This is a genomic window from Microcoleus sp. FACHB-68 (assembly GCF_014695715.1).
GTDB lineage: Bacteria > Cyanobacteriota > Cyanobacteriia > Cyanobacteriales > Oscillatoriaceae > FACHB-68.
Genome location: NZ_JACJOT010000009.1, coordinates 69,878 through 90,067 on the forward strand (window position 1 = coordinate 69,878; position 20,190 = coordinate 90,067).

General features: G+C 49.0%; 21 protein-coding genes. 12 read left to right on the forward strand and 9 right to left on the reverse strand.

Features of this window, described 5'->3' with window-relative positions; genetic code table 11:
• Positions 1-225 precede the first annotated feature (225 nt).
• From H6F73_RS27290 to H6F73_RS26045, 3 genes are all read left to right on the forward strand, one after another.
• Entirely contained in the window at positions 226-1,257 is a 1,032-nt protein-coding gene (locus H6F73_RS27290; protein WP_190759721.1) for an HD domain-containing phosphohydrolase, read from the forward strand.
• A 158-nt stretch (positions 1,258-1,415) separates the two neighbouring features.
• Complete coding sequence (gene glmU / locus H6F73_RS15805; protein WP_190759722.1) at positions 1,416-2,798, forward strand: bifunctional UDP-N-acetylglucosamine diphosphorylase/glucosamine-1-phosphate N-acetyltransferase GlmU; 1,383 nt, start codon at positions 1,416-1,418, stop codon at positions 2,796-2,798.
• Positions 2,799-2,819: 21 nt separating this feature from the next.
• Positions 2,820-3,047: a hypothetical protein gene (locus H6F73_RS26045; RefSeq protein ID WP_199330617.1), complete on the forward strand. Its 228-nt coding sequence runs from the start codon at positions 2,820-2,822 to the stop codon at positions 3,045-3,047.
• Positions 3,048-3,334: 287 nt separating this feature from the next.
• Here H6F73_RS26045 and H6F73_RS15815 read toward each other — a convergent pair whose 3' ends face one another.
• Together H6F73_RS15815 and H6F73_RS15820 are read right to left on the reverse strand one after the other, a co-directional pair.
• Positions 3,335-4,291: an isoaspartyl peptidase/L-asparaginase gene (locus H6F73_RS15815; RefSeq protein WP_190759723.1), complete on the reverse strand. Its 957-nt coding sequence runs from the start codon at positions 4,289-4,291 to the stop codon at positions 3,335-3,337.
• A 59-nt stretch (positions 4,292-4,350) separates the two neighbouring features.
• Complete coding sequence (locus H6F73_RS15820; protein WP_190760040.1) at positions 4,351-4,518, reverse strand: DUF2256 domain-containing protein; 168 nt, start codon at positions 4,516-4,518, stop codon at positions 4,351-4,353.
• A 206-nt stretch (positions 4,519-4,724) separates the two neighbouring features.
• Between H6F73_RS15820 and H6F73_RS15825 the strand changes: the two genes are divergently transcribed.
• The gene (locus H6F73_RS15825) at positions 4,725-5,654 is read left to right on the forward strand and encodes an RNA methyltransferase (RefSeq protein WP_190759724.1); all 930 of its coding nucleotides are present in this window, start codon (positions 4,725-4,727) and stop codon (positions 5,652-5,654) included.
• Positions 5,655-5,775: 121 nt separating this feature from the next.
• The gene (locus tag H6F73_RS15830) at positions 5,776-7,458 is read left to right on the forward strand and encodes a serine hydrolase (protein ID WP_190759725.1); all 1,683 of its coding nucleotides are present in this window, start codon (positions 5,776-5,778) and stop codon (positions 7,456-7,458) included.
• Positions 7,459-7,530: 72 nt separating this feature from the next.
• Here the strand turns inward: H6F73_RS15830 and obgE are convergent, their stop codons facing one another.
• Both obgE and H6F73_RS15840 read right to left on the reverse strand, forming a co-directional pair.
• Entirely contained in the window at positions 7,531-8,559 is a 1,029-nt protein-coding gene (gene obgE / locus H6F73_RS15835; RefSeq protein ID WP_190759726.1) for a GTPase ObgE, read from the reverse strand.
• A 129-nt stretch (positions 8,560-8,688) separates the two neighbouring features.
• Positions 8,689-9,399, reverse strand: coding sequence for a Mo-dependent nitrogenase C-terminal domain-containing protein (locus H6F73_RS15840; RefSeq protein WP_190759727.1), 711 nt, complete (start codon positions 9,397-9,399; stop codon positions 8,689-8,691).
• A 102-nt stretch (positions 9,400-9,501) separates the two neighbouring features.
• Between H6F73_RS15840 and H6F73_RS15845 the strand changes: the two genes are divergently transcribed.
• The 5 genes from H6F73_RS15845 (at position 9,502) to H6F73_RS15865 (ending at position 15,569) form a co-directional block, all read left to right on the forward strand.
• A complete protein-coding gene (locus H6F73_RS15845; RefSeq protein WP_190759728.1) occupies positions 9,502-9,870 on the forward strand; it encodes an EamA family transporter in 369 nt (122 codons plus the stop codon).
• A gap of 99 nt (positions 9,871-9,969) precedes the next feature.
• A complete protein-coding gene (locus H6F73_RS15850; protein WP_190759729.1) occupies positions 9,970-10,980 on the forward strand; it encodes a phytanoyl-CoA dioxygenase family protein in 1,011 nt (336 codons plus the stop codon).
• Positions 10,981-11,455: 475 nt separating this feature from the next.
• On the forward strand, positions 11,456-11,788 hold the full coding sequence (locus H6F73_RS15855; protein WP_190759730.1) for a CU044_2847 family protein: 333 nt from the start codon (positions 11,456-11,458) through the stop codon (positions 11,786-11,788).
• Entirely contained in the window at positions 11,772-14,873 is a 3,102-nt protein-coding gene (locus H6F73_RS15860) for a trypsin-like peptidase domain-containing protein (protein WP_190759731.1), read from the forward strand. Before H6F73_RS15855 ends, H6F73_RS15860 begins: the two co-directional genes overlap by 17 nt.
• A gap of 51 nt (positions 14,874-14,924) precedes the next feature.
• Positions 14,925-15,569: a hypothetical protein gene (locus H6F73_RS15865; RefSeq protein ID WP_190759732.1), complete on the forward strand. Its 645-nt coding sequence runs from the start codon at positions 14,925-14,927 to the stop codon at positions 15,567-15,569.
• A 23-nt stretch (positions 15,570-15,592) separates the two neighbouring features.
• Here the strand turns inward: H6F73_RS15865 and H6F73_RS15870 are convergent, their stop codons facing one another.
• Positions 15,593-15,799: a type II toxin-antitoxin system RelE/ParE family toxin gene (locus H6F73_RS15870; RefSeq protein WP_190759733.1), complete on the reverse strand. Its 207-nt coding sequence runs from the start codon at positions 15,797-15,799 to the stop codon at positions 15,593-15,595.
• Positions 15,796-16,077, reverse strand: a complete 282-nt coding sequence (locus H6F73_RS15875) for a type II toxin-antitoxin system ParD family antitoxin (protein WP_347239552.1) — start codon at positions 16,075-16,077, stop codon at positions 15,796-15,798. Before H6F73_RS15875 ends, H6F73_RS15870 begins: the two co-directional genes overlap by 4 nt.
• A gap of 277 nt (positions 16,078-16,354) precedes the next feature.
• On the opposite strand from H6F73_RS15875, the gene H6F73_RS15880 reads away from it, so the two are divergent.
• Positions 16,355-16,663, forward strand: a complete 309-nt coding sequence (locus tag H6F73_RS15880) for a nucleotidyltransferase domain-containing protein (RefSeq protein WP_347239559.1) — start codon at positions 16,355-16,357, stop codon at positions 16,661-16,663.
• A 48-nt stretch (positions 16,664-16,711) separates the two neighbouring features.
• Here H6F73_RS15880 and H6F73_RS15885 read toward each other — a convergent pair whose 3' ends face one another.
• Complete coding sequence (locus tag H6F73_RS15885) at positions 16,712-17,794, reverse strand: class I SAM-dependent methyltransferase (protein ID WP_190759734.1); 1,083 nt, start codon at positions 17,792-17,794, stop codon at positions 16,712-16,714.
• A 175-nt stretch (positions 17,795-17,969) separates the two neighbouring features.
• Positions 17,970-18,269 (reverse strand): 30S ribosomal protein PSRP-3, encoded by a 300-nt coding sequence (locus tag H6F73_RS15890; protein ID WP_190665385.1) that lies wholly within the window; start codon positions 18,267-18,269, stop codon positions 17,970-17,972.
• Positions 18,270-18,446: 177 nt separating this feature from the next.
• On the opposite strand from H6F73_RS15890, the gene H6F73_RS15895 reads away from it, so the two are divergent.
• Positions 18,447-19,274 (forward strand): TIGR01548 family HAD-type hydrolase, encoded by an 828-nt coding sequence (locus H6F73_RS15895; RefSeq protein WP_190759735.1) that lies wholly within the window; start codon positions 18,447-18,449, stop codon positions 19,272-19,274.
• A 63-nt stretch (positions 19,275-19,337) separates the two neighbouring features.
• On the opposite strand, the gene H6F73_RS15900 is transcribed toward H6F73_RS15895, so the two are convergent.
• A complete protein-coding gene (locus H6F73_RS15900; RefSeq protein WP_190760042.1) occupies positions 19,338-20,138 on the reverse strand; it encodes a tetratricopeptide repeat protein in 801 nt (266 codons plus the stop codon).
• Positions 20,139-20,190 lie beyond the last annotated feature (52 nt).

The following is a 20,190-nucleotide window of genomic DNA, read 5'->3' on the forward strand; positions in this document are numbered from 1 at the left end:
CGTCCTCGCCCTCAGTCGGCCATTTGTTAAACACAAAAATTCATGGGGCTGTTAAAAATAAATTAGAGAGGCAAGGGATTTACGTGGAAAGCCTGATTTCTATCCCATGACAATTCAAGATAATGTCAGAAGAGTAGAAGCGGACCTTTAGACAAACCGATCCTATTAGTTTTGCTTCTTATTTATCAAGTACGTCTGTAAGTTCCTACAGCAAGGTGTGCGAGCGTGAGCTTCCTAGATTTAGAACCGCCAAAAGTTCTCGTTGTTGACGATCATCCAGCTAGCCGCATGACAGCGGTGGCCCTACTTTCTGTGGAAGGCTATGATGTCTTTGAAGCAGAAAGTGGCCCAGCTGCGATTAAGTGCGTTAGCCAGACTAATCTCGATCTGATTCTGCTGGATGTGATGATGCCAGGGATGGACGGGTTTGAGGTGTGCCGGTATCTCAAGCAGGATGAGCAGACGCGTCTCATCCCAGTTATTTTTATCACCGCCCTCAACGACCGGCGATCCCGCATTAAAGGAATTGAAGCCGGTGGCGATGACTTCCTGACCAAACCCTTCGATCACTTAGAACTTACCGCCCGCGTCAAATCATTGGTACGCCAAAAGCGTCTTAATGAAGATTTAGACCATGCAGAACAAGTGCTTTTCTCCATCGCCCGCGCCGTGGAAAGCCGAGATCCGAACACCGGCGATCACTGCGAACGGCTGATTGATTTGGGCAAAGAGTTTGGGGAATTTCTCAACCTGTCCCGTCCTGAACTGCGGGATTTGATGTGGGGCGGGTATCTCCACGATATTGGAAAAGTGGGAATTCCTGACGCCGTGCTGCTGAAAAAGGGTCCATTTACCGATGAAGAGCGGGCGATCATGAATCAGCACGTCCTAATCGGAGAGAAAATCTGCAAGCCCTTGCGGACGATGCGCGGTGTTCTGCCCATCATTAAATACCATCATGAACGGTGGGACGGTTCCGGTTATCCAGAGGGTTTGGTGGCAGAGGAGATTCCCTTCCTATCACAGGTATTTCAACTCATTGACATTTACGACGCGCTCACAAGCGAACGCCCTTACAAACGAGCCTTCTCGCCGGCAGAAGCCCTAGAAATTATCGCCCAGGAAACGAACAAAGGGTGGCGTAATCCTGAGTTGGTTAAGCAGTTTCGGGAATTTATTCTGACACTGCCGGGAAACAGTCATCTCAAAATAGAAGCGATGGAAGTGCTTCAACCCAGCGTTTCGTCGGTGTTGTAGGGCAAAGTTCAAGCTCAAAATATAAGAGAGTGAGCCAATCTATCATCTAAAATTGAGAATCTACAATTGACTCACTCCTGCTGAAGCTGAGGGAAAAGCCGGCAGGATAGGGGCTGTTGCAGGGTATACTCCATTGGGAGAAACTGGCTCAGAAACGAATGGTAGCAGTAGCAATTTTAGCGGCTGGACGCGGAACGCGGATGAAATCTGACCTGCCTAAGGTCTTACACTCTTTGGGCGGGCGATCACTTGTCGAACGAGTTCTCAATAGCTGTTTCTCAATACAGCCATCCAGGCGCATCGTGATCGTTGGATATCGGGGAGATTTAGTAAGAGAATCCCTGCAATCATATACAGGTGGTGTGGAATTTGTTGAACAAACACAGCAGTTGGGAACCGGCCATGCTGTCCAGCAAATTCTGCCGCATTTAGAGGGATTTGAAGGCAATTTACTGGTTTTGAATGGGGATGTGCCTTTGCTGAGGCCCCAAACTATTAAAATGCTGCTACAGACGCACACAGAAAACCGCAACGCAGCAACGATTCTCACGGCTCATCTGCCGAATCCGAAGGGGTACGGGCGGGTGTTTTGTGATGGTCAAAATCTGCTTAAACAAATTGTGGAGGATCGCGACTGCACCCCAGCACAAAAGCAAAATCGCCGCATCAATGCCGGCGTTTACTGCTTCCACTGGCCCTCGTTGGCAGAAGTGCTGCCGCGTCTGAAGGCGGAAAACGACCAACAGGAATATTATCTGACAGATGCGGTCAATTATCTGGAGCCGGTGATGGCGGTGGATGTTGAAGATTATCAGGAAATTCTCGGAATTAATGACCGCAAACAGTTAGCCACGGCTTATCAGATATTGCAGATGCGGGTGAAGGATGATTGGATGGCTGCCGGTGTGACGCTGATCGACCCGGACAGCATCACGATTGACGATACGGTGCAGTTACAATCGGATGTGGTGATTGAACCGCAAACCCATCTGCGTGGCCAAACGATTATTCAAGCCGGCAGCCGCATCGGGCCTGGAAGTTTAATTGAAAACAGCCAGTTAGGTGAAAAGGTTACAGTATTTTATTCGGTTGTGACAGATAGCGTCGTAGCCGCCGGCACCCGTATTGGCCCATACTCACATCTGCGCGGTCATGTCAACGTGGGAACCGGCTGCCGGATCGGGAATTTTGTCGAGATGAAAAATACGACCCTCGGCGATAAAACCAATGTGGCTCATTTATCCTATCTAGGCGATGCCACTCTGGGAGATCGGGTGAATATCGGTGCCGGCACAATTACCGCCAACTACGACGGCGTGAACAAGCACCCAACCAACATTGGCTCGAATACCAAAGTCGGTTCTAACAGCGTTCTCGTCGCGCCGGTGACGCTTGGGGAAGATGTTACCGTGGCTGCCGGTTCTGTGGTGACGGAAGACGTTCCCAAAGATTGTTTGGTCATCGCACGTTCTCGCCAATCTGTCAAGCAAGGGTGGCGGATGAAACCCCAGAAAGATGAAACCGCAGATGAAAGCAAATAGTTTGCAGATGCAATAGAAGAATTGCTAGAACTCAAGCAACTTCTACAGCAAGGCAAAGTTAATAAAGTGCTGCTGCCGGTGGGTGAGTTAGAAGAAATCAGCCTAAATGACAAGATTAACAAAATTGACAGTTATGGCTTGATTCTTCTCATCCAATTAATGAAGCAGAACGCGAAAAATCTCTCTACTCGCGCTTGGAAAGTTTCTGTCAAAAATGTGGTTCGTGAGATTGAAAAAACCAGCAAGTAACCTAAAGCCGGTGGTTATTACTTGAATGAAGCGCAGGTGCTAGCTATTTTAGAAGATGGAGATGAAGTTGCCCTAGAGAGAGCAGCTTTACAAGTATTTGAAGGGAAATGGTTAATCGACAAGACATTTTAGCTCAGGCAGTTGAGTGGCTGAAACCTGATCAAAGGTAAACATTTTCAAGCAAAAAAGGTTGTAGACTTAACGATTTTCTCACATCTTCTTAATCGCAAAAATTTGAGTTTTGAATTTTGATTAAGCTTGAATTCAAAACTCAAATTTTAAGACATTTATAACCCGCCACTTTCAATGCCATCACTCAAATCGAGGGTGTCGCCCATTTGATTGCCGGTGTGATAAGCAGCTAACAGAACTTCGCTGGTTTTACCCCAACCGATCGCCCCATTTGCATCGAGTCCAATTGCGCCAAAATCGCGTTTGCTGGCACCGGCTTCTGTGAACGAACGCTTAAATGCTTCTACCAGGGATAAACCATCGGTGACTCGCACCACAATTCGCGGGGCTAAACACTCATCAATAATATCTTCCCCAATGCCGGTGCAGCTGATCGCCGCTTTTGCTGTGGCGTAATTGCCCGCCGGCATTGCGGAATCACTCACGCGCCCGATCCGCTCAAAACCTTTACCGCCGGTCGAAGTGCCGGCTGCCAAACACCCTTCGCTATCCAGCGCCACTACACCAATTGTCCCATAGCCGGCGTTGCTGTCCTCGACCAACTCGTTTTCAGCTACCACCCCAGCCGCTTCGCGAACAAAGTTTTCCTGACGTTCCTGCATCCACTCCTGCAACCGAATTTCAGTTAGAGGATTGTACAGAGGAACTTGCAACTCCCGCAAAAGTTCTGCTGCCCCAAAATCTGACAGCACCCGATCCGCCGAACCCTGTAAAAATTCGGCAAGCTCAATGGGATGCTGCACGCGCGACACATTGATCACACCGCTAAATCGCTGCGCCGCGCCATCCATGAGGGAAGCGCTCATGCGGATCTGACCGTCTGATTGCAGTACAGAACCCGTGCCGGCATTAAAGCGCGGATCGTCCTCTAACAAGTGGCAGCCCCGAATCACTGCGTCCTTAGCACTTGCTCCCGCCACCAGCAGCCCATAAACATCCTCTACCACTTTGTAGAGTGACTTACGCACTGCATCAGCCCCACCTTTTCCTTTCAGGGAACTGCCGGCACCACCGTGGATAATTAGCTTAGGTTGTACTTTGTGAATAGTCATTTGTCAGTTGTCAGTAATCAATTAGAAATAGAGAATTCGTCAGCAGTTTTTTCCATTCCCTATTCTTGAGTCTCCAGTCCAGCCCCAGAGCGACGCCTACGACAGCGTTCAGAGCAATATTTCACATCATCCCAGCAATCGGCCCATTTTTTACGCCATGTGAAGGGGCGTTGACATACGGGGCAAATTTTCGTCGGCAAGTCAGATTTGGAGCGTGCCCGTCCCATACTAATTTGACCATACATTTCCTTTCAATTCTACGGAAAACTAGCTTGGAGAGCAGATACTCAAGAGCGTCCAAAATTTTGAATCAATACATGAGACAAAAACCAATTAACTGGAAATAAAATTGCCTTGAATTATGCCACAATTTGGGGGGCAAGGCTAGTAAATATTTTGAAGAATCAATAACGGTCGCAATTTATTTGAATAAATGCAACTTGACAGCAGTATCTTATTATCCAGAATTCGGATTGTATTAGTAGAGCCAGCCGGCCCGCTTAACGTCGGGGCAATCGCGCGAGTGATGAAAAATATGGGGCTGCAACAGCTGGTGCTCGTCAATCCCCAATGCGATCCCCTCGGAGAAGACGCCCGCAAAATGGCCGTTCACGCCGCAGACATCTTAGAATCATCCAGGCTTGTTACCAGCCTGCCGGCAGCGCTGCAAGGATGCCAGCGAGCGATTGCTACAACCTCTCGCGATCGATCCATTGCCCCCCCAGTTATGGAACACCCCCGCAGCGGCTTGCCTTGGTTGCTAGAGACACCGGCAGCCTTAATATTTGGCCCAGAATACCGGGGTTTAAGTAACGAAGAATTAAAATATGCCCAGCGATTTGTGCGAATTCCTTCAACAGATATCTATCCCTCCTTAAACCTGGCTCAGGCAGTAGCGATTTGCTGCTACGAACTCTCCGAGAGTGCGCGATGGGAAGAAAAAAGACAACAGGGTTTCGAGGAAACACAAACGCAAAACAGCAACATCACCCAACCATCCTTCTCCCTCAATCCGACCTCCGCCCCCCTAGAGGCGCTGGAAGGGTACTATGAGCAACTAGAAGCCCTATTGCTCAAAATCGAATACCTTTACCCTCACACGGCTGCCAGCCGCATGGAAAAATTCCGGTGCCTGTTTAACCGCGCCCAGCCTTCAGGATCAGAAGTGTCGATGTTACGGGGTATCCTTAGACAGGTTGAGTGGGCCTTATCCAACCAGAGGATGGTTGATGATACGCTAAAGGCGTCGCATAGCGCTCAGGCACAAACGCTGCCCGACTGTTCTGCAGACAAGCTTAGCGATTCTCCTAAGAACCCGCTAAACTTTGGCAAAGCCGGCCCGAAGGACAGGAGCGAAGCCTAACAAGATCGTGGCTCAGCTTTTGCGGAAAAAGTCCGCAAATAGGGTAGAAGTAAAGGCTGCTGTACAAACGCAACACTGCGTGGGTGCAGCCTCTTATTGGTGAAATGTAAAGGAGTCTGGTGTGGCTCAGAGAACTCCCATTCGGTCAATTTTGTCGGCAGTGCCATCAAAACCGGCGTCAGATGAGACGTCAACAGAGTCAAGATCGCACAATCAATCAGCAGGACAATTGCGAAACGTGTCGGAAGAAAAACCACGTCGGGAGCGCCGGCGCGATAACCGCAAGCAACGCCGGCAACCGCCCCAAGAACAGCCACCCCAGGCAAGATCAGGGAGGCAACGGCAGCCCGTAGATAAAGACGGCAATGGGGAAACTGAGCTGTTTAGCCCGGATCGCGTCAATCCCCGCAACGAACCCCAGCCGGTTTCCCCACTGCCAACCAAACGCCGTGGGGCTGGATCGGCTACTGTCAATTCCCGACAGTCTCAGACAGGAAATCCCGTCCAGCCGGCTTCGCGAACCTCTTTAAATTCTGCGCGACGCACGATGGGCGATATCAAGCCATATCGGCCAAGCTCAACAACCCCGCGATCCCAGAAACGAACCGTGCCGGTGCAGCCTGTTGATCCGCGCCCGTCCCGTCAAACCCAGATCCCAGCCAGCCAGCAGTCCTCAGCCAGCCGGCAATCCGCAAAACAGCCCCCGCAAAACTCAACCAGTAAAACTCACAAACCAGCCACCCAACCACCCCGCCAGAGAAAGAAGGGCACGCCAAAGAACCAGCCGCGCCAGCAATCGACCTCTCCCCTGGTATACGGCACTCGGATGCTGATTTTAGGGGTAGGAATTGGCGTAATCGCAGGAACGCTACTATCTGTATTTGATCCAGCCAGCCGCTATCCCGCTTCAGAAACCGTTAACCACGCATCTGTAGTGGCCCAAAGCGGTCAGTCTCAGCAAAGCCTACAGAGTGGAGAGAACAATTCTGCCCAGGCAAGCCAACTGCCTGACTTACAGCTGGGTGAGGAACTCGTGCCGGTGAAAAACCAGATGCAGGCTTTGGTTGCTCAAAATGCCGAGTTGAGTGCCGGAGCATTTTTCGTTAATCTCGATACAGGCGCTTATATCGATTTGGACGGATCGGGAACGTTTGCGGCTGCTAGCACGATTAAGGTGCCCATTCTCATCGCTTTTTTCCAAGATGTGGATGAGGGCAAAATTCGTCTAGATGAGCGTCTGACGATGAGCGCTGAGCAGATCGCTGAAGGTTCTGGAGATATGCAGTTGCAGCCGCCAGGCACGAAGTACAGCGCCCTGGAAACAGCCACGAAGATGATTACGATCAGCGACAACACCGCCACCAATATGCTGATTGATCGCTTAGGTGGTGCCGTTGCCCTCAATCAGCGGTTTCTATCTTGGGGGTTAAGCACTACTGCAATCCGCAACGTCCTGCCCGATTTAGAAGGAACCAATACAACCAGTCCTAAAGATATGGCCAATTTACTGGCTTTGGTGCATCAAGGCAAGCTGGTGTCATTACGCAGCCGTGATCGCTTGCTGGCGATTATGCAAGGGACTTTAAATAATTCCTTGCTGCCCCAAGGACTAGAACCCGGAGCAACCATCGCTCACAAAACCGGCGATATTGGTTCCCTGGTGGGCGATGTTGGCATCATCGATCTGCCCACCGGCAAGCGATATATTGCGGCTGTGATGGTTAAACGCCCTCACAATGATGATCGGGGATCAGAATTGATCCAGCAGTTCTCTCGCATGGCTTACCAATCTTTCAGTAAGTAGGGAGAAGCCGGCGTTTGTTTTTTAAGGCAAAAGGACGCAGAGGGCCAGTCTTTGCGCTCCTTTTCGGGGTCGCTAAAAGGATACGGGTAAAGGCTCTACCAGGGCCATTTCATCAAGCAATTGCCAGATTTTCTGTAGCATTGGCTCTAGTCCCTCTCGCGAGACTGCGGAGATCGCAAAAACTTGGACTTGACTCATTTCAGAAAGTGTGCGTTTAAGAGCTTCTAAATCATGAGTTTCTGCGTTAACCGCATCAATTTTGTTGAGGGCGATAATTTGCGGGCGGTTTGCGAGTCCGCGTCCGTAAGCGTGCAACTCTTCCTGAATCGTTTGATAAGCGGCAATCGGGTCATCATCGGCAGCATCAATCAGGTGCAGCAGCACTTTTGTGCGCTCGATATGTCGCAAAAATTCATGGCCAAGACCGGCACCGGCATGAGCGCCGGCAATTAATCCGGGGATGTCGGCAAACACGGTTCCATCACCGCTGGGTTTGCGGACGACCCCTAAATTTGGGATCAGCGTTGTAAATGGGTAATCCGCCACTTTTGGACGCGCCGCTGAGAGAGAGGAAATTAAAGTTGATTTGCCGGCATTGGGCAATCCGATGATCCCCACCTCAGCTAACAGTTTTAATTCCAACCGCAGCAGCCGGCTTTCCCCTGGTAACCCAGGCAAAGCATACTCAGGTGCCCGGTTGCGGTTGCTGAGAAAGTGTTTGTTTCCTAAACCACCTTTACCGCCGGCTGCGGCACAAAATGTCTGGCCGGCTTCCACAAGATCCGCAAGCATTTCGCCGGTGGAAGCATCATAAACAACCGTACCGATGGGAACTTCTAGGATATTGTCACGACCGTTGGCCCCCGTGCAGTTACTTGGCCCGCCGCGTTTGCCGTCTTCCGCCTTGAATTGGTGGGCGTAACGAAAGTCCAGCAGCGTTTGGACATTCTCAACCGCCACCATAATCACAGATCCGCCCTTGCCGCCATTGCCGCCGGCAGGGCCACCCGCCGGTACATATTTTTCCCGCCGGAAGGCAACCATTCCGTCGCCCCCGTTGCCGCCGTCTACTTGAATTTCTGCTCGATCAATAAATTGCATAATTGTCCTTTGTCATTGGGTAGGGGCGAGTGTGCCTTGAGCTTTTTGGTCTGTCACTGGGGCAAAATTGCTGGAAGGCCGGCTCATCAGAGATTTCTGTTTTTTAACCGCAGATAAACGCAGATGAGGCTAGCAGTAAGAGGAGACATCCTCACCGCAATCATCAGCTAGGTAAGATAAGGCGCGGAAGCGTAGACCGACTAATTGATCGTAAAGGGGATTGAGCTTGCACAGTGGGGGAATATGCACCACCTTCTGGCCAAACAGCTTGACATCTCGCTCAAAGGGGCACTGGGAGGGAATCATTTTACACAAGAAGCGAGCCACTCTGGGGTCGTGAATTTCTAAATCATCCAGCCAGTAGCGCACGGGACGCAGCATATCTCGCTGGCGTTTTGTCAGTGCCGGTGAAGCAAGTCCTTGTCCCTGTTTGGGCGCGTTAACAGTTTCAGCATGACTGTCCTCGTGTTGATCGTAAAGCGTGTGGCGCAGCGCCTCAAGCAGCTCCACATTCAGTCCTAAAGCTTGACAAAACTCCTGCAATTGTTCGTCTTCGCTGGCAGAATACACCCCATCTGCCAAAGCCACCATCACCGCAGTTCTCATAAAATTTTCTGTGATGACAGGGTCGTTCCCAAATATCGCAGCTAGCTCTTCTGGAGAAATTGGCTCCAATGGCCCTAAGTCAATACGGGGGGCTAATTCTATTTGAGTTAACTCTCCAATCATGGCTTGTTCTTCTGGATCGAAGTGGCCGTCTGCCCAAGCAATGGTCAGCAGTCCGCGCAGCCATGCAGAAATTTGCTCGCCCGTTAGGGGGGAATTTACAACACCAGTCATAGGATGGACACCTGTATGTGTATCGACTCAAATCAATCGTAGCTCTAGCGTGAGCGCAGCTTGTACACTGAGAAACTGAGCTGCTCGTATAAGGACACCTCTGTGACCCCGCAAGAGTTTGGTTTATTCCTAATATCAATCGTAACGAGTGCGGCGGGGCAGTTTTTCCTGAAATCCGGCGCTTTAAAGATCGGGAAATCCCACCCCGGCAGTTTTTTTGGCGATATTTTAGGCATGATGGTCATCCCCGAACTTGCAGTCGGCTTAAGTTTCTATGGCGTCGGGGTGATTGCCTATATTTTGCTGCTCTCTCGCGTTAAACTCAGCGTGGCAGGGCCGGCTCTGGCTTTGGGCTATGTCTTTTCCGTGCTGTTGGGTTACTTCGTCTTTCACGAAACCCTTCCCTTACGGCGCATAGTGGGTTTAAGTTTAATCGTTGCCGGTGTTATTTTAGTGCTGTCAAAAGAATAATCTCAGGGCTAAGACTGACCAGGATTGCCGGCAGGGCAATCGTAACCAAAAGAGATTATATTCCTCTCTAGCTCAATCGCTAACAAAGGAGCAGAGCACATGAGCAGCATGACGGCATGGCTGAAGCAAATCTTTACTTCACAACAGCCAGCTTCACAAGAGCAACCCACCTCACAAGAGCAACCCAAAGAAAACCAAGCATGGCCTCAACCAGAAGCAGTCAGTCCTTGGCTTGACCGATCTAATGCCCTCAGTGAAATTCAAGCCAAGCTGGAGCGCGGTGAAATTGACAGCGACACTGCAGAAAAGTTGAGCTACTGGCACAAAAATGGCTACCTCGTCCTGCCTAAGCTGATCGACGATAGCCGGCTCGATCTCGTCATGGAAGAGTTTGAGCGGTTCTGGACTGAGGAAACCGTCATTGGTGGCCATCACCGGCCCCTGCAGCGTGACGCTAATGGCCATTTCGAGCCACCAATCAACGTCCATATGCAGTCAGATGTCATCAAGGATGTCTTTCTGGATCGGCAAATCTTGAAATGGCTCGGTCTAATTTTAGGTCGCGATGTGTATGGCTGCCAAACCATTAACTTCTTTAAAGGCACCCAGAGAGCACTGCATCACGATCACATCCACATGACCACGCGACCCTATGGATTTCTCGCCGCCGCCTGGGTTGCCTTTGAAGACATCGACGCCCGATCCGGCCCATTGCTCTACGTTCCAGGTAGTCACCGGCTGCGCTATGTCGAAGCGGCCAGTTTAACCGGCGGCAAAGATTCTGCTGATGAAGTCCAGGATCTGCTCACCGACCGAATGCGCGAAAATGGCCTACCCACAGAACGGTTCATTGCACGCAAGGGAGATGTTTTCCTGTGGCACGCCAACCTGATTCATGGCGGTGCCTTGGTAGAAGAACCCACTCTCAGCCGCAAGAGCATGGCTTGCCACTATATCGGCTTTGACGTGGACTACTATCACGATTTATCAGGCACCGTGCGAGATCCTGCTGATGTGGTGTATTACAAAGGCGCACCTTACTTACCGGAATATTACGACGAGAATGGCCATTTTGTCCCCAGCCGCAAAGCCTTGCTAGAGCGGCAATAGAAATTAATTGTTGGTTATTTGTCTGTAATACATAGACAAATAACCGCTTTATATCCATTTATATTGAATGGTTCTCTTGTCAGAGGGGTGATTAGTTAAATTCATGGGATAAACAAGCTAAGAAACGATTTCGGGAATTATCAAAAATCACTACTCTTCCTCGCATTGATAGGAGTTTATGACTTCGAGTATATTTTTTTCACTCAATGTCTTATACTCGTTTTACAAAATTTTGATGGTGGTTACGCAGTGAAGTTTTATCAAGTGTTACTTGCTTAAGTGAATTCTACGTGTGTTTTCTTTGGGCACTAACAAAGTTGATAAATTCCTGGCTAATATTGGAGGATTTCGGTGCATCTCCTCGGTATATTGTCTGTCGTGAGAACAATTCATTCCCTCACCGAAAATCTGAGATGCAAATACAGATTCTCGACACAGCTACACGTTAACTACAAAATTTTTAATGGAGGTCAAGGTGAAACGCATCGTTGAATTTCCTGTAGAGGGGGGCGATTCCATTCTTGTAGAAGTGGATCAGCCAAGCGATGATCGTATCGGTCTGGGTGACGACATCGTAGAAAAAGCCCAAAAGACCTTTGAATCTGCCCTCGATACCATCAAGCCGGTAGCCAGTACCATTATTAACAAGGTGCGGAGCTTGAATGAGCCGGCTAGTGAAGTTGAGGTTAAATTTGGCATTAAAATGACGGCTGGACTTGGAGCCGTAATCGCATCAGGGGAGGGTGAAGTTAACTACGAAATTACCTTGAAGTGGAAGCAAAATTCTCCAAATGCCGGCACCCCTTGAGTCATCGGTTGTCAGAATTTACTCAAAATCGCAAAAGGTTGTTGGTGCCGGCTTTTTAGTCTCATCCAAGTACATCCTCACCTGCGCCCATGTGGCGGCTGATGCGCTCGGTATTTCCCGCACCACTCAAGAACAGCCTGAGGGTGTCATCAATTTGGACTTCCCGCTCTTGGCTGTTAAACAGATGTTTGCAGCTAAGGTAATTTTCTGGCAACCTGTCAATCCGAATCAGGCGTTTGAAGATATTGCCGGCTTGGAGTTGGAAACTGATCTCCCAGACACCGCTCAACCGGCACAATTGGTAACGTCAGAGGACTTGTGGGGTCATCCGTTCCGAGTTTTGGGGTTTCCGGCAGGACAACCAAATGGGGTTTCCGCTTCTGGGGTGTTGCGCGGACGAATTGCCAACGGTTGGGTGCAGCTAGAGGATGTGAAACAACCCGGTTATCGCTTAGAACCTGGTTTCAGCGGTGCGCCGGTGTGGGATGAGGAACTTCAGGGTGTGGCGGGGATGGCTGTGGCGGCGGAAATGAACCGAGCAGACGTAAAAGCCGCGTTTATTATTCCTACCGGCATTCTGGTAAGCGCTTGGTCTGATTTGGGTAAACAAGCCATTCCCTCTTGTCCTTACCGGGGTTTGTTTGCGTTTCGAGAGCAGGATGCTCAGTTCTTTTTTGGACGGGAAACGTTCACCGAACAGCTAGTAGCTGCTGTACAAAGACAGCAGTTGGTGGCTGTGATTGGTTCTTCTGGCAGTGGTAAGTCCTCGGTAGTGTTTGCAGGTTGTGTGCCTCAACTGCGGGAGCAAGGGGACTGGCTAATTAACTTGTTCCGTCCAGGAGAGCGTCCTTTCCGTAATCTTGCCGCTGCGCTGGTTCCCCTGCTGGAAACCCAGATGAGCGAAACCGATCAATTGGCTGAAATTAACAAGCTGGCGAAAACGCTTCGGCTGGGAGACGTAGGGTTGCAAGATGTAGTGACGCGCATTCTGGAGAAAAACTCAAGCACCTGTTTGCTGCTGGTAGCTGATCAGTTTGAGGAACTGTATACCCTCTGTAAGGATGGATCGGAGTGCCAGCTATTTTTAGACCGATTACTGGAAGCGCTGAATGAAGCGCGGAATTTCCGCCTTGTCCTTACCCTGCGGGCAGACTTTCTGGGATACGCCCTCTCTTACCGCCCCTTTGCCGATGCCTTGCAAAATACTGATGTAAAACTAGGCCCTATGAACCGCCAGGAATTCCAAGATGTCATTGAAAAGCCAACTCAGAAACAGGGTGTGAAGATGGAGCAGGGACTAACTAAGCGGATTTTGGATGCTGTTGGCGAGGAACCGGGCAACTTACCGTTACTGGAGTTTGCACTCACTCAGCTATGGAAAAAACAGAGAGACGGCAAACTGACTCATGCTGCCTATGATGCGATTGGTGGTGTGGAGAAAGCCTTGAGCAACCATGCTGAGGAAGTGTACGCTCAGTTTAGTGTTCTCGAACACAAACAAGCCCAAAAAATCTTTATCCAATTAGTGCGTCCTGGTGAAGGAACCCCTGACATCCGCCGTCAGGCGACACGCGCTGAGGTAGGGGAAGAAAACTGGGATTTGGTCAAGCGTTTGGCTGATGAAAGGTTGGTCGTGAGCGATCGCAAAAAAACTACCGGAGAAGCCCAAGAAGAAACTGTCGAGATTGTCCATGAAGCTCTAATCCGAGAATGGCAACGCCTGCGGAAGTGGATGAAAGAGGATCGAGCCTTTCGCCTGTGGCAAGAGCGGCTGCGTACTGCGATGCGTCAATGGGAGACTACGGATAAGGATGATGGAGCATTGTTGGGAGGCTTTCTGCTATCGGAGGCAGAAGCTTGGCAGCAGCAACGTCTAGCTGAATTGAGTCAAGAGGAGCGAGTTTTCATCCAGCTTAGTTTGGCTCTGCGGGATAGGGAGAAGAATGAGCGCATACGCCTGCGGCAACATATCACACTAGGACTAGTGATCGGTTTGAGCATCACTACAGCTCTAGCAGTGTTTACTTACTGGCAATGGCGACTCGCGGAGGCAAAACTTCATGAGATAGCAGTTGAACAGGAGCATAGAAACCTTGCTAATCAAATCGCTAAGGTTAGCCTAGTTTCAGAAACTGAAGGTTTCGCTGTGACAAACCTATCCATGACTAAAGAAGCAGTATGGATGACTCTCGTCACAAGCAAGGATGAAGGCAACCAGGAAGGAAAAGGACTGATGCGCTATGACCTTCTTAAGGGTGGTACGCAAACTTACCTAGAAGGAAATTCAGTCACGGCTCTGTTAGTGGAGAAGAAAGATATTTGGGTTGGAGTATCGAAGGGGGGCGTGCGACACTTACGACATGGCAGTTTCCAAAATGGCGATTGGAAGTTCACTGATGAACTCGTGTCTGCTCCTGGGTTCGTTTCCAGTCTAGTTCGCGATCAGCAAAATCGCCTTTGGGTGGGAACTTTCAGCGGTGTTTGCTTACAAAAGTCAGGGCAGTGCCAAATCATAAACGAGATTCAGTCCCTTTGTCCGGCACTTGCAGATCCTTCTGTAAAACTACAGGTATATCAAATGATCTTTGACACGCAACGTAGCGTGCTGTGGATAGCAACTGATCGCGGCCTTGTCCGATGGTCTCTAGAGAAATTATCAGGGTGTTACTGGGACAAAAACGAGCGGCGCAGTCCAATAGATTCACTTCCTGATTCTTTAAAATCTATAACCCTTGACAATAGCGGACATCTCTGGGCTGGAACCAGCACTGGAGAGGCGAAGCGTTTTGCTAAAGGCATAGATACTCCGGCGAGGACGGATGATATATGGGATAACTATCATGTAACCTCAGAGCAAGTGACAGCTATTGCTGCACTCCCTAAAGGCTTTTTTCTGGCTGGTACACGACATAACGGTCTTTTTCTCTATAGCACTACTACAGATACTTGGCTCCAGGTTCCTTTAGATTTAAAAAAAATACAGACTCTATACAATATTGTTTTGGGGTCAGATAACCATCTCTGGTTTGCAACAGAGCGAGGACTATATCGTTCTGTTACGCCTATCCAGATTGGAGGAAATTAGGAATGTAAATGTAAAATATTATTCAATTCAATAGAGTCAAAATAAATGGCGATGTCAAGAAAAGAGGCAATGAAGAGCTTTGGGTCTTGGTTGGAGACTAGAGAAGAAAATAGTATAAGTATAAGTCCTCAACCTGGAACGACATTTATGGCAACAGGCAGACCGCGAGATAATCCACTCCTTCTAGAAGGAGCTATTACTGATGCTGAAGATTTTATGTTTAGATTGGCTTCGCTAGAAGGCATTCCAGAAGAAATCCGCGAAGTACCGGAGAAAGAAAAAGAAACCCTAAAAAGTTTCTGGAATGCACTGAGCGATAAACCTGCTTTAAGCGATCAACTTTTGACACCTCTCCAAACCCTCCGTTCTGACCCTAATCAGCTTATTCCCCAGCTTCAATTTCTTGTGGGGCAGGTACGTGAGCAAATGCCAAACCAGCTTCCCCAGAGTGCCCTGCAGAAGTTAGAGGCTGGTGTTCAGGAAATCAGGATTAGCCCTTCCTGTCCCTCTATTGAAGAAATCTTTAAGGCAATAGAAACAGAAGTGGAAAAAATCGAAAATCGGGGAGAGGTAGATATATTGCCAATAATCCACTCTCTGAGCAAAGAAAGTAAAAGCTGGTTAGGACAGTTACTTTTCCATTTAGTTCAAAATCCCGCTTTAGAAGCAAATATAACGGCTATACTAGCTCGTTAACATAAAGTGGCACTTTTAATAGTTTAAAATTGAAGTAGTGAAGAGCGATCACCTTTGAGTTGAAGTTGTACGAGTAGTGTGATCGCATCTTTCACAACTTTGATAAATTTAACGTCGAGTTTGTTCAAAAAGCGATCGCCTTGATCGAGTCCTGATTGACTAGCGATGTAGTCTGCAATTTGCTCAATATCTCGAATTGCGGGTTCGGTGAGCCGAAATTGAGCGGTCATGCTTCTGGAGAATTGTAGCGCGATCTCATATTGGTGCGGATTTGTGCCATTGCCGTTGCACCATCAACAACTTCACCGCGTTGGGATGCTTCCCAGCCCACAAGTGCATCCTGTTGAAGTTCTTGTAATCGTCCTCGGTAGATGTCTTGCTGTTGTTCAAGGAGTGTTACACCTGCAAGGATGACTTCGATCGCACTATTGTATTTGCCACTGATGAGTTGGCGCTGCACAAGGGCTTCAACTTCAGGTGGCAGGATGATTTGCATGATGTTAGTCACAGAGTAGTGTTGACTCTATTGTAAGCGATAGCGTCTTTACAGGCTGCAGGCGAAGCAATTGCTTGCACAAACTTCAGTTACTTAATGATGAGGAGTTTCGTAAAAAGCTAGGCTTGAAAAAAAAGTAAGAAGATGGGGAATTCTTTTTTCTAGTCTAAAGATAACAGCAGGCTCTCTTAGTATCTTATTAGATCTCAGGAAAAAAAAACTCTTCTTAAGAGACGCTTGGGGGTTTCGCTTTCAAGCAATCGATGAATTTTGTTAGCGCCGGCACATTATTGAATTTGCAGTATTGGGTTCCGTTCTGCGGTCAGATTTTCGGCCTAATAGCGATATTGATGTGTTAGTGACCTTTGCACCCAAAGCTAAACGAGGCTTGACTGAAACCCTACAACTGCAAGACGAATTGAAAGCGATATTCCCCTGTGAAGTTGATTTCATCGTCAAGACAGCCTTGGAGAAAAGCTTAAATAGGTTGCGATGCCAAATTATTAAGCTAACGCACATCCAACTCATCCCAAAACAAAATAGGGATTACAAATGTGTGTATGGCGGCACCGCACGCTACGCTATCATCTGTGGTTAAAAAAACTTTCACCCAAATCTACTCTTTCATCACCAAAGAGCATTCAGATTACAAGCGTCTGTAAAGCAGCCAGCGCAATTCTATCGGTGGCAATCCATCTGAAATTGGGAATAAATCTCGACCGGCAGCCCATTGAGTAAACCAGCCGGTTGGTGGCCATGCTTCAGCCGGCAAGTGTTCCTGCTCATACTCATAAACCGATTCATCTGATACCAATTCTAGGGGCAACCCTTCCAGCGCTGCCGCAAGTTCTGCCGGCGTAAATAGGGATGACCAAGCCACTTCAGACATCTGCCGAACAACAGCATCTGGCTCATAACCTTCTATGGTTAAGAACATATTAAATAGTAACAAACCACCCGGACGCAGCACCTCAGCCATTTTCGTAAGCAAGTGTTTCAACTGCTCAACACTGCGAAAATGAGAGACAACTTCGGCGACGATAGCCAGTTTGTAATTAGCCTTTGGTAGTTCAATTTTTGGATCAAGGATGTTTCCCGGTGTTACCATCACCGGCAACCCTTCTGCGTTGACAACAGCCAGGATCTGCCGCAAAAATGCCGGCACCATTTCTAATGCCTGAACAGGATAGCCAAGTCTTGCCAGTGGCAGCGTATTCCGACCTGTGCCGGCACCCACATCCAAGATCGCTGCACTAGCCGGTTCGCCTAGTTCCGCTGCAACTGCCATCACCTTAGCGTCTGGATGCTTACCAAATAACGGCGGTTCTCTGGTTTGAGTCCACATTTTGTACTCGTCTTCAACAGTGGAAACGAGGACTGAAACTGATAGCACTAAGCGCTTTGTTGGGGTGGAAGGAAACTTATCTGTCTCATACTTCACGATTATTCGGGAATGGGGAGAAGTCTCAAACGCCGTTGCTAACTTCTGGGCAAGCAACTGGCGCAATCGCTCTAATTCTTCGGGTTTCCACGGCTTGCCAATACTTTCAAAGAGCGCTTGCAATCGCTCCACGTATTTATCTAACAAAGCCGGCACACAAGGCAAGGATAGTTCACCACGAGTAACTATCCAACTATCCACTCTATTTGTGATGGATTGATCGAGCGTGGCTGAATCTGTTATGACTATATTTTGCTCAGCCGGCATCAAAGTTTCTTGAGGAGTCATGACTTAAGCGATCGCACAAGCAAGTCTTTTTGAGAAAATTATCCGCTCAAGTTTGCAATAACCAAGCCGATTGCAGCTCAGTATAGCGGCAATGTTTTGACATAGCAATAAGCGGATGCCTAGCTTCCTGATGGAGACTAGGCATCCGCTAGCAACAGATTCTATGAATTTGGGTTCAGTTGCTACCTGTAAAGGTAACTTCTGGAAACCGCGTTTGCGCTTCAGCCATAGGCCGACGCCGGCCTTCTTCTTGCCAATAATTAATGACTTCCGTTGCTTTGTTGAGCAACTCGACACGATCGCCTTCGGAAATCCAGTGTTTGGCTTCCATTTCATTTTTGAGCTGTTCCCAGGCATCGTTGCGAGGCCAGAAAAAGTAAGATGTCAAAGGGCTAGTGCCTTTGCCTACAACTTGGTCAACAGCGAGGGCGACGTTCTCTTCTAGCCAGAGAACTTTCAGAATGAACTTCGACAAAAACACCTCCAGGGCAACCCCAGGATTAAAAAAGAAAATCTACAGTCTCTCATTCTACCGCACCGGCTCGATTTTTAATTTAATCTTAGAATTTATTGGTAAAATCCATAATCTGATAGGGTTTCAGCTTTGGGCAGTTGCCTGAATCAATTGATTAATCAATCGGATGTTAGTTCTTTGGATACTGAACTTAGCACAGAAGCAACGCCGGCACCGGCTATCGTTGTGTTTGATATTGACGGCGTGATTCGGGACGTGGCCGGCTCTTACCGGCGGGCTTTAGCCGATACGGTCGAGTCTTTCACCGGCAACGCTTACCGCCCCATGCCGGTGGACATCGACCGGCTGAAATCGGAAGGCATCTGGAACAACGACTGGCTAGCCACTCAAGAATTGGTTTACCGCCACTTTGAGGGCCAGGGGCAGCCGCGAGAGCAAATTAACCTCAATTTTGATGCCATCGTCGCCTTCTTCCAATCCCGCTATCGCGGTAGTGATGAAGATGCATGGAATGGATACATTTGTCAAGAAACTTTACTGTTACATATAAGCTATCTAGAACAGTTGACAGATGGGGGGATTGCTTGGGGCTTTTTTAGCGGAGCACCAAGGGCCGAAGCCGCTTATGTTTTAGAAGGACGCCTGGGCTTAAAATCACCCGTGCTCGTAGCAATGGAAGATGCCCCAGATAAGCCCGATCCCACCGGCTTGTTCGCAGCAGTGGAACAGTTGGAACACCGGCATCAAATTGCGAGATTACAGCCGGTTGTCTATGCCGGTGACACCGTTGCAGATATGCAGACTATCCAAAAAGCGCAACAGCTACAGCCATCCCGAACTTGGATTGGCGTAGGAATTCTGCCGCCTCACGTTCAAGAAACACCGGCACATTGCAACAGCTACACCGACACCCTCAAAGCAGCCGGTGCCGCAATTGTGTTGAGCAATGTAGAAGAACTAACGCCGAAGGTAATTCAGGAATTGGTTATGGGGCATGGGGCATAGGGCATGGGGCATAGGGCATGGGGCACTCAGGACTCAGGACTCAGGACTCAGGACTCACTTTCCCTACTGAAGATGGAGAAACTTATCTAGGGCAGTTACCATTGCCGGCGGCCAGCGGCGGATACTTTTCACCCAATCAATGTCTTTATAGCGCGAATCCATACCCACGACTGAAACCCAATTACTTTCAGCTTCGCCGCGTTTTCCTTGCTCCCAAAGTGCAGCAGTTAGCGCTGCCCGGATATCGGGAAACTTGGGGTACTTGCGGACTAAATTCCGCATCGTGCGAAGCGCTTCCTCCGTTTCACCGGCTTGATAGAGGGCGAGGGCATAGTTAGCGCGGGCGAAGGCATAATCTGGGGCCAAATCAGCAGCGTACCCATAATCTGAGATCGCAGCTTTCCACTGTCCCAGGCCGGCTTCTGCGTTACCCCGGTTGTTGTAGGCTGCTGCATCTTGGGGGTCGAGTTCCAACACGTGATTATAATCAGCAATCGCCTCTGAATACCGGCCCAGTCCTTCCAGCGCAGTCCCGCGATTTAAGTAAGGATCGGGGGCGCTGGGGGCAAGTTCAATCGCTTTGTTGTAGTCCTCAAGTGCCGCTTCTAATTTGTTTTGGCTAACTCTAGAATTTCCCCGGTTGCTCCAAATTGCTGGATTATCTGGGAATTGTTCAAGAATTTGTGTCCAGTAGTTTTCTGCGGTGGCAAAGTCGCCGGTGTTGGTGGCATCAAAGGCTTGGCTGGCGAGTTCCTCAATGGGTATTTGGTCTGTAGTTTGCGCGATAGCTGGGGCATTATTCACGAAGCTGATAACTACACTGACAAGCAACACACACAGGATTTTGAGAATCGAGCGAATCATCGTGAAGTTTATAAGGGATTTGCTAATTTTAGAGGCCGGCATTCAGACATTT